13 protein-coding genes are annotated in these 13,270 nt (G+C 60.8%); 3 read left to right on the forward strand and 10 right to left on the reverse strand.

The annotated features are described in order from the left end of the window. Positions 1 to 58 precede the first annotated feature (58 nt). The gene (locus ACVWVP_RS00790; RefSeq protein WP_457404194.1) at positions 59 to 796 is read right to left on the reverse strand and encodes a substrate-binding periplasmic protein; all 738 of its coding nucleotides are present in this window, start codon (positions 794 to 796) and stop codon (positions 59 to 61) included. Positions 797 to 1,016: 220 nt separating this feature from the next. Between ACVWVP_RS00790 and ACVWVP_RS00795 the strand changes: the two genes are divergently transcribed. Further along, complete coding sequence (locus tag ACVWVP_RS00795) at positions 1,017 to 1,469, forward strand: GNAT family N-acetyltransferase (RefSeq protein ID WP_457404196.1); 453 nt, start codon at positions 1,017 to 1,019, stop codon at positions 1,467 to 1,469. Between the two features lie 147 nt (positions 1,470 to 1,616). Here ACVWVP_RS00795 and ACVWVP_RS00800 read toward each other — a convergent pair whose 3' ends face one another. Genes ACVWVP_RS00800 through ACVWVP_RS00810 form a run of 3 tightly spaced genes read right to left on the reverse strand, consistent with a single transcriptional unit; the run spans position 1,617 to position 4,580 of the window. Then, a complete protein-coding gene (locus ACVWVP_RS00800; RefSeq protein WP_178920092.1) occupies positions 1,617 to 1,913 on the reverse strand; it encodes a winged helix-turn-helix domain-containing protein in 297 nt (98 codons plus the stop codon). Between the two features lie 18 nt (positions 1,914 to 1,931). Then, positions 1,932 to 2,432: a M48 metallopeptidase family protein gene (locus ACVWVP_RS00805; protein WP_176996707.1), complete on the reverse strand. Its 501-nt coding sequence runs from the start codon at positions 2,430 to 2,432 to the stop codon at positions 1,932 to 1,934. 42 nt (positions 2,433 to 2,474) lie between these two features. Then, on the reverse strand, positions 2,475 to 4,580 hold the full coding sequence (locus ACVWVP_RS00810; RefSeq protein ID WP_457404199.1) for a putative bifunctional diguanylate cyclase/phosphodiesterase: 2,106 nt from the start codon (positions 4,578 to 4,580) through the stop codon (positions 2,475 to 2,477). Between the two features lie 307 nt (positions 4,581 to 4,887). Between ACVWVP_RS00810 and ACVWVP_RS00815 the strand changes: the two genes are divergently transcribed. Beyond that, on the forward strand, positions 4,888 to 5,553 hold the full coding sequence (locus ACVWVP_RS00815; protein ID WP_259172134.1) for a polysaccharide lyase family 7 protein: 666 nt from the start codon (positions 4,888 to 4,890) through the stop codon (positions 5,551 to 5,553). A gap of 161 nt (positions 5,554 to 5,714) precedes the next feature. On the opposite strand, the gene fba is transcribed toward ACVWVP_RS00815, so the two are convergent. The 6 genes from fba to tkt form a co-directional block, all read right to left on the reverse strand. Further along, positions 5,715 to 6,779: a class II fructose-bisphosphate aldolase gene (gene fba, locus ACVWVP_RS00820; protein ID WP_003177554.1), complete on the reverse strand. Its 1,065-nt coding sequence runs from the start codon at positions 6,777 to 6,779 to the stop codon at positions 5,715 to 5,717. A 212-nt stretch (positions 6,780 to 6,991) separates the two neighbouring features. Beyond that, positions 6,992 to 7,327, reverse strand: a complete 336-nt coding sequence (locus tag ACVWVP_RS00825; protein ID WP_178920088.1) for an MliC family protein — start codon at positions 7,325 to 7,327, stop codon at positions 6,992 to 6,994. 47 nt (positions 7,328 to 7,374) lie between these two features. Beyond that, the gene (locus ACVWVP_RS00830) at positions 7,375 to 7,605 is read right to left on the reverse strand and encodes a hypothetical protein (protein WP_176996715.1); all 231 of its coding nucleotides are present in this window, start codon (positions 7,603 to 7,605) and stop codon (positions 7,375 to 7,377) included. Between the two features lie 29 nt (positions 7,606 to 7,634). After that, the gene (locus ACVWVP_RS00835; RefSeq protein WP_178920087.1) at positions 7,635 to 8,798 is read right to left on the reverse strand and encodes a phosphoglycerate kinase; all 1,164 of its coding nucleotides are present in this window, start codon (positions 8,796 to 8,798) and stop codon (positions 7,635 to 7,637) included. 17 nt (positions 8,799 to 8,815) lie between these two features. Then, on the reverse strand, positions 8,816 to 9,871 hold the full coding sequence (gene epd / locus ACVWVP_RS00840; RefSeq protein ID WP_016977753.1) for an erythrose-4-phosphate dehydrogenase: 1,056 nt from the start codon (positions 9,869 to 9,871) through the stop codon (positions 8,816 to 8,818). A gap of 142 nt (positions 9,872 to 10,013) precedes the next feature. Then, positions 10,014 to 12,011, reverse strand: a complete 1,998-nt coding sequence (gene tkt, locus ACVWVP_RS00845; protein ID WP_178920086.1) for a transketolase — start codon at positions 12,009 to 12,011, stop codon at positions 10,014 to 10,016. Between the two features lie 259 nt (positions 12,012 to 12,270). Between tkt and ACVWVP_RS00850 the strand changes: the two genes are divergently transcribed. Next, positions 12,271 to 13,266, forward strand: a complete 996-nt coding sequence (locus ACVWVP_RS00850; protein ID WP_259172148.1) for an ArsR/SmtB family transcription factor — start codon at positions 12,271 to 12,273, stop codon at positions 13,264 to 13,266. Positions 13,267 to 13,270: the final 4 nt, after the last annotated feature.

Consider the following 13,270-nt stretch of genomic DNA (forward strand, 5'->3'; position numbering starts at 1 on the left):
AATGATGTACGTGGTTCAATGTGGGAGCGGGCTTGCTCGCGAAGAGGCCCTAAGGGCCCTACATCCCATGTTCCTTCATCAACCGCTCATAGCTGCCATCGACCTTCATCTTGGCAATTTCCCGGTCGAAGCTGGCCACGATCTGCTCATGCTGCGGGTTCTTCAGGCTCACCAGGATATGCAGGCTGTTTTCAGTCAAGGGCTTGGGCACGAACTCCACCGCATTGCGCACGCGCGGTGACTCCCGCGCCAGATAGTAACGGGCCACGTACTCATCTTCCACCGTCAGCCGCACACGCTGCGCCGCCAGCATGCGCACGGCCATGGCGAAGTTATGCACCGGTACTTTTTGCAATTGGGTGTCCTGGTCGAACGCTGGCGAATAGGCATAGCCGCGCACCACGGCAATCGATTCGTCGTGCAGTTGCTCCAGATTCTGGTAGTCGATGGGGTCGTCGCGGCGCTTGATGAAACGCACGCGGTTGAGCAGGTATTCGCCGGAAAACTGCCCCAGCTGGGTGCGGGCATCGTCGTACCAGGCATTGACCAGCACGTCGTAGCGTCCGTCCCCCACGCCCATCAGCGCGCGGGCCCAGGGCACCTGTTCGAAGTCACTGGCATACCCGGCACGGGCCAGGGCCGTGGTCACGATGTCGGTGGCCAGGCCGCCATTGATCAAGGTGGCATCGGTAAAGGGAGGCCAGGCATCCGCTACCAGGCGCAGACGCTGTGCAAGCACCGGTGTTGCCAGCAGCAACATTCCAATCAAAGCAACGGCACGAGAAAATCGCGGCATGCTCAAAGTCCTTGGCGGGCAGGCGTTGGCCTGAGCTCAGGCTCAACCTGAGGTTCTAACAGTAGCTCATCAATGAGACTGCATTGCAGATTACACAAAGAAGTCAGCGGCGAATGCACAGAATGATGGCAAATTGACGCTATTCACAAAAAAGCCAGATTTAGACAGCGCCGCTCGCCACGCTTACTATCGATACAGACACTTCATAAGAGAGCACACCATGACAGTCGAATGGGTCTGCAAACACCACGATGACCTGGGCAAGGACCAGCTGTACGCCATCCTTCGCCTGCGCAATGAGGTTTTCGTCGTCGAGCAGAAATGCGTTTACCAGGACCTCGACGGGCAAGACCTCTCGGGCGACACCCATCACTTGATGGCGTGGCAGGACGACAAGCTGGTGGCTTACCTGCGCTTGCTGGACCCGGAGTCCCAAGGCGGTGACGTGGTGATAGGCCGGGTGATTGTGGCGCCCGTGGCGCGTGGCACAGGGCTGGGGCATCGGATGATGGAAGAAACACTCAAGCGCATTGAGGATATCTGGCCCGAGACGCCCATTTTTCTATCAGCCCAGGCGCATTTGCAGGGGTATTACGGGCGGTATGGATTTGTGGTGGCGGGTGAGGAATACCTTGAGGATGATATTCCACACATTGGTATGCGGCGCGACTGAGGGCCTCTTCGCAGGCAAGCCAGCTCCCACATTTGGATAGTGTTCACACATCAAAAGGTGGGGGCTTCCCCATCTGGACTGTGTTCACCCATCTAAAGGTGGGAGCTGGCTTGCCTGCGATGGCGGCGGTGCGATCACCGTCGGGCTTCAGGGATACCCCAACACCTGCTTCACCGACGCCAGATTCGCCTCAATCCACCCCCGGTCAATCGCCCCCCAGCTGCGAATCCGATAGTGCCCCGCATGGTTGCGGGCGCCGTCTTCCTGTTCGAACTCACACACGATATCCAGGTCGGCCAACGCCGCTATCGTGTCCTGCGCCGTACGCCGGGGCATGCCGGTCACGTCGGTCAGCGCAGGCACGCTGCTGGCCAGCCCGCTGTCGATCAGGTAGGCCACGTACAGGCGGCGGTAGAAGCTGCTCTTTGTCTTGCTCACATCCATGGTGGTCGCCTTGTGCGGTCAGGGTTTGCCCTGCAGGTCGCGATACGTGAGGTACACCCGCAGGTCGAATTCCACCTGATGGTAGCCCGGCATCATGTAGTCGCAGAGTTTGTAGAACGCCTTGTTGTGGTCCGATTCCTTGAAGTGCGCCAGTTCGTGCACCACGATCATGCGCAAAAACTCCGGCGCCGCCTCCTTGAACAACGAGGCGATGCGAATCTCTTTCTTGGCTTTGAGATTGCCGCCCTGTACCCGTGAAATCGTGGTGTGCAGGCCGAGGGCGCGGTGGGTCAGGTCCAGGCGGTTGTCGAACAGCACCTTGTCGATGGCCGGCGCGTTGCGCAGGTGTTCCTGCTTCAAGGCCAGGGCATAGGCGTACAGGGCCTTGTCGCTCTGCACAGCGTGGCGCTCGGGGTAGCGCTTTTCCAGGTAGTCGCCCAACTGGTCCTTGGCGATCAGCTGGCGCACCTGCTCCTGGAGCGCGGCGGGATAGGCCTGGAGGTATTTCAGGACGGTCATGGGCTCTGCAACAGAATTCGAATGGGCGCCAGTGTAGCGAATTCAGCGCAGGCGCGGGGACGACCAGCCCGCCACTTCCTCTGCCATCAGCGGCTGCGCCGCCAGTGGCCCCTGGATAAACGGGCAACCGTTGGCCTTGAGCCACTGGGATTGCTCCAGCGTCTCGACCCCCTCGGCCACCACCAGCACATCAAAATGCCCACACAGCTCAATAATGCTGCGCGCCAACGCCGCATCCCGCGCCGAGGCCGGCAGGCGCGCCACCAGGCGCGGGTCCAGCTTGAGGGTATCGAACTCCAGGTCGCGCAAATGGGCCAATGAACAATGGCCGCAACCGAAGTCATCCAGGGCGGTCCGCACGCCGATCTGGCGCAGCAGCCGCAGTTGCTTGGTCGACTCTTCAAGGTTGCTCATCAAGCTGTCTTCACTGATTTCCACCTCCAACTGCCGCCCCTGCAGCCCATGTCGTTCGAGCACCTGCTGCAGTTGGTTGGCCAGGTTGGGCATGTTGAACTGGCTGCTGCTCAGGCTCACGCTCAGCACCAGCTCGCTGTCGAAGCTGACTTGCCAGGCCTGGCGCTGGGCCGCGACTTGCTGGTAGATCCACGCACTGAGCTGGCTGATCAGCCGCGCTTCTTCCAGCAGGGGCAGAAACAGCCCGGGCGGCACATCGCCGACGCTGGGGTGCTGCCAGCGCAACAGCGCCTCGACGCCGCGCAACCGCCCATCGGCCAGGGCCACCTGAGGCTGGTAGACCAGGGTGAAGTCCTTGTTCTGGATGGCCGTGCGCACACTGTCTTCAAGCATCAGGCGCGAGCGGGCGCGGCCGTTCATTTCCTGATCGTAATAGCGATATTGCTGACGCCCCGCACGCTTGGCCTCGTACATGGCGATGTCAGCGGCCCGCAGCAAGCCGTTCAGGTCCGAGCCGCAGTCGGGGAACGTCGCGATGCCAATGCTGACCCCTAGCATCACATCCAGCCCCTCGACCTGCTGGCACACCGACACCCGTTCGATCAGTTTTTCCGCAATCTTGGCTGCCTGCTCGGGAAATTCCAGCTCCAGCAACGCAGTGAATTCATCACCGCCCATCCGCCCCAGCACATCATAGGAGCGCAGGCAGCTTTGCAACTGCTCCGACACCCAGCGCAGCACCCGGTCACCGGCGTCATGGCCCAGCGAATCATTGACCCGCTTGAAGCCATCCAGGTCCAGGTACAGCAAGACCAGGGACTGTTCGCTCCGTTCGTTGCGCAGCAAGGTGTTTTCCACCGCTTGGTAAAACCCGCGCCGGTTGAGCAGGCCAGTCAGCGGGTCGGTCACAGCCTGGAACTCCAGTTGCTGATGCAGGTGGCGCACCTCGGACATGTCCAGCACCGTCACCACCATCGCCTTGCGCTCGGCCGGCAGCGACGCACAGGACATGGCCACCGGTACCTGCTGGCCGCGATCGGTACGCAAGATGGCGTCGTGCAGGCGCCAGGTCTCGCCCTTGCGATACCCGGCCATCATCTGCGACTCCAGCCACACGGGCACATGGGGTTTTTGCAGGAAACCCAGGAACTCCCGACCTTGCAGCTCCTGGAGCGTCGCGTTGAGCAGGCGCGAAATGGCCGGGTTGGCGTACTCGATCACGCCCTCTTCACTCACCACCAGGATGCCTTCGGCAGCGTTGTCCAACACCGAGGCATTAAAGGCGCGGGCGGACTCCAGGTCATGGCTCAGGCGCTGCAACGCACGGCGGTTGCGCTGGTGCTCCAGCAACGCCTGGACCTTGGGCTTGAGAATATTGGGGTCGAAGGGTTTGAGCAGGTAGTCGATGGCGCCACTGGCATAACCTTCCAGCACCGCAGATGGGGATTGCGCATGGGCACTGAGGAAAATGATCGGCGTCATGCGGGTGCGTTGGCTGCCGCGCATCAACCGTGCGACTTCAAAGCCGTCCATGCCAGGCATCATCACATCGAGCAATACCAGGTCGACTTCGTGCGCCAGCAACAGCTCCAAGGCCTCCACACCGGAGCTGGCGGTGACGACCTGCCAGTCATCGCGGTGCAACAGCGCGCGCATGCTGACCAGGTTTTCCGGGTAGTCGTCGACCACCAGAAGAACCGAACTGCCATCGCCGTGGTGTGGGGCGCCATCCATGCTACGTCTCTTCCTTGGGGTGCTTCCGGTCATTTCTGAGAGAAAACCCGGACAAACGCTGAGGCCTCACTCTAGCCCCGGTTCCCGAAAATCAGAAGTGACGCGGGTGCCATCATTGACCCAAAGCTCAGGAAGCCGACTAACGGTCAACCCCTGCAGGCCCCGATTCACGGGAAACATGGCTTTTTGGCATTCCCTTGACGCCAATAAATCGCCATCAGCCGTTTAACAAGTGAGCCGCCAGCGCCTATAAAGAACCTGTGAGCCCCCGGGCTAAAGCTTTCACCCTCTGTAAAAGGCCAACGCCATGATCGACCTCTCTACCTGGAACCTGAGCATTCCGGTCGGCTCGCCACCCGCGACCATCGACACCCCGAAACTGCTCAGCGGCTTCAAGGACCAATATTTCCAGGCCGAAGGCAGCAACGTGCAATTCTGGACCCCGGTGACCGGCAGCCGCACCGAAAACGCCATCTACCCGCGCAGCGAACTGCGAGAGACCTACGCCGATGGGCGCCTGCGCAACTGGACCTACCCGGATGCCGACAACTTCCTGCGTGCGACCCTGACCGTCAACCAGGTGCCCTCCACGGGTAAGATCGTGATCGGACAGATTCACGCCTTTGACAGCCAGAAGCCGCTGATCAAGCTTGAATACCAATTCAAGGAGAAGACCCAGACCGGCAACATCGTCGCCAAAGTGCGCATGCGCCCGGATGAGGATGAAGGGCGGGTGATCATCGTGGCGTCGAATGTGCCGCTGGAGAAAAGCTTCACTTACGTCATCAACTTGAACAAAGCCGGACTGTTAAGCGTGTATGCCGCCGACGGGGAATGGAACGAACGCATCGGCGCGGCGTGGGGCGCGAAGCCGTTGTATTTCAAGGCGGGGGTGTATGTGCAGGACAACAGCGGGAACAGCAAGGAGGGGGCAAGGGTGACGTTTGCTAAGTTGGATATTGATCACGAGTGAAAGCGGCCTCAATACCTGTAGGAGCCGGCTTGCCGGCGATTGCGGCGTGTCAGTCACAGATATGTTGAGTGGTAGCCCACGATCGCCGGCAAGCCAGCTCCTACAAAGGCAGGCACAAAAAAGCCCGCATCACTGCGGGCTTCTTTTTAAACGTCTAAGGCTCAATTCACCTTAGCGTTCAACTCACCCTTCAAATACCGCTGGTACATCGCTTCCAACGAGATCGGCTTGATCTTCGAAGCATTACCGGCAGTACCAAACGCTTCATAACGTGCGATACACACATCACGCATCGCGGTTACGGTGGCGCCAAAGAACTTACGCGGGTCGAATTCGCTTGGGTTGGTGGCCATCAGGCGACGCATGGCGCCGGTGGATGCCAGGCGCAGGTCGGTGTCGATGTTGACCTTGCGCACGCCGTACTTGATGCCTTCGACGATTTCTTCAACCGGTACGCCGTAGGTTTCTTTGATGTCGCCGCCGTACTGGTTGATGATCGCCAGCCACTCTTGCGGGACCGAGGAAGAACCGTGCATCACCAGGTGGGTGTTAGGGATGCGCTTGTGGATTTCCTTGATACGGTCGATGGCCAGCACGTCGCCGGTCGGTGGCTTGGTGAACTTGTAGGCGCCGTGGCTGGTGCCGATGGCGATAGCCAGGGCGTCCACTTGGGTCTTCTTCACGAAGTCTGCAGCTTCTTCCGGGTCGGTCAGCATTTGGCTGTGATCCAGCACGCCTTCGGCGCCGATGCCGTCTTCTTCACCGGCCATACCGGTTTCCAGGGAACCCAGGCAGCCCAGCTCGCCTTCAACCGACACGCCGCAGGCGTGGGCCATGGCGACGGTTTGTTGGGTCACGCGTACGTTGTACTCGTAGTCGGTTGGGGTCTTGCCGTCTTCGCCAAGGGAGCCGTCCATCATGACCGAGCTGAAGCCCAGTTGGATGGAGCGCTGGCACACGTCAGGGCTGGTGCCGTGGTCCTGGTGCATGCACACCGGGATGTGCGGGAATTCTTCGATGGCCGCGAGGATCAGGTGACGCAGGAACGGCGCGCCGGCGTATTTGCGGGCACCGGCCGAAGCCTGGACGATCACGGGGGAGTCGGTCTTGTCAGCGGCTTCCATGATGGCGCGCATCTGCTCAAGGTTGTTGACGTTAAAGGCTGGGACGCCGTAGCCGAACTCGGCTGCGTGGTCCAGCATTTGACGCATGCTGATAAGTGCCATTGTGTTGTCTCTCCCGGTCGAGGGTCGTTAATCGTGCAAGCCTGCCGTAGCGGTGGCTGCTATTCAAGTTATTGCAGATCAAGGGGTTGAGCCTTGGCCTGCTGAATCGTTATTGCTAATAGGTTGACCCAAATTCCAATCTGGAACCGAATCATGTGGGAGCTGGCTTGCTGTGGCGAGGGAGCTCCCACATTTGATCTTCATTGATCCCACTACTGGGCTTTGCAACCACGGCCGATCAAATCGTCGGTGGCCACCCAGTAAACCAGGCCTTCCTCACCTTTTGTGTGAAACGCCAGTTGGTCGTTGGCATACAGCACGCCCGAAGCGGCAACGTCCTGTTTAAGGCGATAAACCTGGTCGGAACCACCGAGGCGTACGTCCACCTCGGATTTAGCCTGATTAGCAAAGCGCCAGTTGACCTCGGCCTTGCTGTCGCAGGTCCAGGTAGTCCACTTGTCGGCAGGCTCGGCCTTGCTGGTGAACATGTTCATGCTGCTGCAGCCGGCCAACAGGGCCACGGCTGCCAGGGCGAAAACGCCTTTCATTGCCAATCCTCGTAGGGCGGCCCACGGCCGCCAGTTGATCAGACCCGTCAAGGGCACCCCTGTTCCTGACCGTTGGGCGCGGCGTCGTATTTCTCCAAGCGTTCGTTGCCGATGCGCTTGTTGATCACCGGCATGGTCTCGGCCTGCCAGTCCGCCTGGTAGCAGCTTTTTTTCGGCTGCCCCGGCGCAGGGTTACCTGCCTCCGGGGCCGCGCTTGGCGTGCTGCCGCAGCCGGCCAACAGGCCCGCTGCGATCACCAGTGCCAACGACTTGATCATGGGAATACTCCTTTTCCGGATCACGAGCCTCAGCCTTTGGCTCGGGTTTCCAGCACTTCAACGGCCGGCAGTACTTTGCCTTCGACGAATTCGAGGAATGCGCCGCCACCGGTAGAAATGTAGGAGATCTGGTCAGCAACGCCATATTTATCGATGGCCGCCAGGGTGTCGCCACCGCCCGCGATGGAGAATGCCGAGCTTTCAGCGATGGCTTTGGCCAGCACTTTGGTGCCGTTACCGAACTGGTCGAATTCGAACACGCCGACTGGGCCGTTCCACAGGATGGTCTGGGAGGCTTTCAGCAGTTCGGCGAAGTTGGCCGCGGTTTGCGGGCCGATGTCCAGGATCATGTCGTCGGCGGCCACATCAGCGATCAGCTTGATGGTGGCTTCTGCGCTTTCGGCGAACTCCTTGGCGACGACCACGTCTACCGGCAATGGCACACTGACCTTGGCGGCGATGGCGCGGGCGGTATCCAGCAGGTCCGGCTCGTACAGGGATTTGCCCACCGGATGACCGGCTGCGGCCAGGAAGGTGTTGGCGATGCCGCCGCCGACGATCAACTGGTTGCAGATCTGGCTCAGGCTGTTGAGCACATCCAGCTTGGTGGACACCTTGGAGCCGGCCACGATGGCGGCCATCGGTTGCGCCGGAGCGCCCAAGGCCTTGCCCAGTGCGTCCAGTTCAGCAGCCAGCAACGGGCCAGCAGCTGCCACCTTGGCGAACTTGGCCACGCCGTGGGTCGAACCTTCAGCGCGGTGAGCGGTACCGAATGCGTCCATCACGAACACGTCGCACAGCGCCGCGTATTGCTGGGCCAGTTCGTCGCTGTTCTTTTTCTCGCCCTTGTTGAAGCGCACGTTCTCGAACAGCACGATGTCGCCGGCCTTGACGTCGACGCCACCCAGGTAGTCAGCCACCAACGGCACGTCGCGGCCCAGGGCTTTGCTCAGGTAGTCGGCGACAGGCTTGAGGCTGTTTTCAGCGGAGAACTCACCTTCGGTCGGACGACCCAGGTGGGAGCAGACCATGACGGCCGCGCCTTTTTCCAGGGCCAGCTTGATGGTCGGCAGCGAGGCCAGGATTCGCGCATCGCTGGCGACAACACCGTCCTTGACGGGGACGTTGAGGTCTTCGCGAATCAGTACGCGCTTACCTTGCAGATCGAGGTCGGTCATCTTCAACACGGTCATGGGTCGCAGTTCCTGAATTACTGTTGAGGTTGTTTAGAGGCGATGTGCAGATAATGTTCCGCAACATCCAACATGCGGTTGGCAAAACCCCATTCGTTATCGAACCAGGCCAGGATGTTCACCAGCCTCGGGCCGGAAACGCGGGTCTGGCTGGCATCGACAATCGCCGAATGCGGGTCATGGTTGAAATCACAACTGGCGTGGGGCAACTCGGTGTAGGCCAATAAGCCTTTGAGCGGGCCGCTGGTGGCGGCGTCGCGCAGGATCCGGTTGACCTCCGTCGCATCAGTGTCGCTGACGGTTTGCATGGTGATGTCCAGGCAGGACACATTCACCGTCGGCACCCGTACGGCTTTGGCCTGGATTCGCCCGGCAAGTTCCGGCAACAATCTTTCGATACCGCGAGCCAGGCCGGTGGACACCGGAATCACGGACTGGAACGCCGAACGCGTACGGCGCAAGTCTTCATGGTGATAGGCGTCGATCACCGGCTGGTCGTTCATCGCCGAGTGAATCGTGGTGATCGACACGTAGTCCAGGCCGATCGCCTGATCCAGCAAACGCAACAACGGCACGCTGCAGTTGGTAGTGCAGGAGGCGTTGGACACCAGCAGCTCATCACCGGTCAGGCAATCCTGATTGATGCCGTAGACGATGGTGGCGTCGACATCCGCCTCGCTGGCCATCGGCTGGGAAAACAGCACACGCGGCGCGCCGGCGTCGAGAAAACGCTGGCCGTCGGCGCGGGTGTGATAGACACCGGAACATTCCAGCACCAGGTCGACGCCCAGTGCTTTCCAGTCGATACCTTCGGGGGTGGCACTGCGCAAGACCTGCACGCAGTTGCCATTAATGTGCAGACAATCGCCCTCAACCCGCACTTCGCCTGGGAACCGGCCGTGGGTGGAGTCAAAGCGTGTCAGGTATTCGATGCTGGCCATGTCGGCCAGATCGTTGATCGCCACAATTTCAAACCCGGCCGCCGCCCCTCGCTCGAACAGAGCACGCAAGACGCAACGACCAATGCGGCCGTAGCCGTTGAGTGCAACTTTGTAGGGACGCGGTTGAGGCATGAGGTTCTCGATTACCGTGGGTAAAGAGGTGAATGTGCCGCCGCCTTCGCGAGCAAGCCCGCTCCCACAGTTGAAATGCATTCCAAATGTGGGAGCGGGCTTGCTCACGAAGGGGCCAGCACAGCCACCCCAATTTACAGCCTTAGTCTTCCAGCAGCTCTTCAGCCTGACCCAGGATGTTTTCCAGGGTGAAGCCGAACTCTTCGAACAACGCTGGCGCCGGCGCCGACTCACCGTAGGTGGTCATGCCGATCACGCGGCCTTCCAGGCCCACGTACTTGTACCAGTAGTCGGCGTGAGCCGCTTCGATGGCGATACGCGCGCCGACTTGCAGCGGCAGAACCGATTGCTTATAGCCGGCGTCCTGGGCTTCGAACACGCTGGTGCAGGGCATCGAAACAACACGCACCTTGCGGCCTTGCTCGGTCAGCTTGTCGTAGGCCTGAACGGTCAGGCCCACTTCGGAACCGGTGGAGATCAGGATCAGTTCCGGCTCGCCCGCGCAGTCTTTCAGCACATAACCGCCACGGGCGATGTCGGCAATCTGCGCGTCGGTACGCACTTGGTGTTGCAGGTTCTGACGCGAGAAGATCAGCGCCGAAGGGCCGTCTTTACGCTCGATGGCGTGCTTCCAGGCCACGGCGGACTCCACCGCGTCGGCTGGGCGCCAGGTGTCCAGGTTCGGCGTGGTGCGCAGGCTGGTCAATTGCTCGACCGGCTGGTGCGTCGGGCCGTCTTCGCCCAGGCCAATGGAGTCGTGGGTGTACACATGGATCACACGCTTCTTCATCAGCGCAGCCATGCGTACGGCGTTGCGGGCGTATTCCATGAACATCAGGAAGGTCGCGCCGTAAGGCACCAGGCCACCGTGCAGGGAAACGCCGTTCATGATGGCGCTCATGCCGAACTCACGTACGCCGTAGTACATGTAGTTGCCGCTGGCGTCTTCAGCCGACACACCTTTGCAGCCTTTCCACAGGGTCAGGTTGGAACCGGCCAGGTCAGCCGAACCGCCGAGGATTTCCGGCAACAGCGGGCCGAAAGCGTTCAGGGTGTTCTGGCTGGCTTTACGGCTGGCGATGGTCTCGCCCTTGGCCGCGACTTCGGCGATGTAGGCCGAGGCTTTTTCCGAGAAGTCGGCAGGCAGGTCACCGGCAAGACGGCGAACCAGCTCGTTGGCCAACTCTGGGAATTCGGCAGAGTAGGCCGCGAAACGCTGGTCCCACTCGGCTTCGGTCGCCAGGCCTTTTTCCTTGGCGCTCCACTCGGCGTAGATATCAGCCGGGATTTCGAACGGGCCGTGGTTCCACTTCAGGGCTTCACGGGTCAGGGCGATTTCCGCGTCACCCAGTGGGGCGCCGTGGCAGTCCTCTTTACCTTGCTTGTTCGGCGAACCGAAACCGATGGTGGTCTTGCAGCAGATCAGGGTCGGCTGCTCGCTCTTGCGGGCGGTGTCGATGGCGGTCTTGATCTCTTCCGGATCGTGGCCGTCGACGTTGCGGATCACTTGCCAGTTGTAGGCTTCGAAACGCTTAGGGGTGTCATCGGTGAACCAGCCTTCGACTTCGCCGTCGATGGAGATGCCGTTGTCATCGTAGAACGCGATCAGCTTGCCCAGGCCCAGGGTGCCGGCCAGGGAAGCGACTTCGTGGGAAATACCTTCCATCATGCAGCCATCACCCAGGAACACGTAGGTGTGGTGGTCGACGATGTCGTGGCCAGGGCGGTTGAACTGTGCGCCCAGGACTTTTTCAGCCAGCGCGAAACCCACGGCGTTGGCCAGGCCTTGGCCCAGGGGACCGGTGGTGGTCTCGACGCCTGGGGTGTAGCCGAATTCCGGGTGACCCGGGGTGCGGCTGTGCAGCTGGCGGAAGCTTTTCAGGTCGTCGATGGTGACGTCGTAGCCGGTCAGGTGCAGCAGCGAGTAGATCAGCATCGAGCCGTGGCCGTTGGACAGCACGAAGCGGTCACGGTCGGCGAACGATGGGTTGCTCGGGTTGTGTTTCAGGTAGTCACGCCAAAGCACCTCGGCGATATCCGCCATGCCCATTGGGGCACCTGGATGGCCGCTGTTGGCTTTTTGCACGGCATCCATGCTGAGGGCACGAATGGCGTTGGCACGCTCACGACGGCTGGGCATCGCTGATCTCCTGGGGTTTGCTGAAAAGAAACGGAAAAAAGGACCGGCATTTTCCCTCAGCCACCGCCTGCGGGCAATCACAGATAGTCACTTGAGGGCGTTTTTCCTGTGCTTTGGGCGCCATTCGCTTGCAGAAACCGGTCACCCGTTCGTCTAAAGGCTATAGCGGCTGCTTATAACCGCCACTTATCGATCAATATCAAAACTTTTTGATATTGGCCTTGCAGGGTTTTCCACCCGTCACTAGACTGCTGGCCTTATGAACCTACCTGTGCCCTCCCTGCGTCCCGACGACGGCGAAGAGCTGGCAGCCTTATGCAAGGCCGCTGGTGATCCGCTGCGCCTGAACGTCTTGCGCGCACTGGCCAACGACTCCTTTGGCGTACTGGAACTGGCGCAGATCTTCGCCATCGGCCAGTCCGGAATGAGCCACCATTTGAAGGTGCTCGCCCAGGCCGACCTGGTGGCCACTCGCCGTGAAGGCAATGCGATTTTCTACCGCCGCGCCCTGCCCCACACCGATCTGCTGGGCGGCAAGCTGCACGCTGCCCTGCTCGAAGAAGTGGATAACGTGAGCCTGCCCAGCGACGTACAGTCGCGCATCGGCCAGGTCCACGGGCAACGGGCTGCCGCCAGCCAGGACTTTTTCTCACGGGTCGCCGAGAAGTTTCGCGCCCAGCAGGACCTGATTGCCGGCCTGCCCCAGTACCGAGAAAGCGTATTAGCACTGCTGGACAAGCTGAGCTTCAGTGATGAGGCGACGGCGCTGGAAGTCGGCCCCGGGGACGGTGGCTTTCTGCCCGAACTGGCGCGGCGCTTCCAACAGGTCACGGCGCTCGACAACAGCCCGGCGATGCTCGAACTGGCGCGCCAGCTGTGCGAGCGCGAAGCACTGGGCAACGTCAGCCTGCAGTTGGCCGATGCCCTGAATCACACCAGCCTGCGGGCCGACTGCGTGGTGCTGAACATGGTCTTGCACCATTTCGCCGCCCCCGCCGACGCCCTCAAGCAAATGGCCGGGTTGCTGCATCCCGGCGGTAGCCTGTTGGTTACGGACTTATGCAGCCACAACCAGAATTGGGCCAGGGAGGCCTGCGGTGATCTCTGGTTAGGCTTTGAACAGGACGATCTGGCCCGTTGGGCCTCCGCTGCGGGACTCGTTCCCGGGGAAAGCCTCTATGTAGGTTTACGTAATGGTTTCCAGATCCAGGTCCGCCACTTTCAGCGACCGGCTGGCGACACTCACCATCGGTAAATAT

Source organism: Pseudomonas sp. TE24901 (assembly GCF_054058375.1).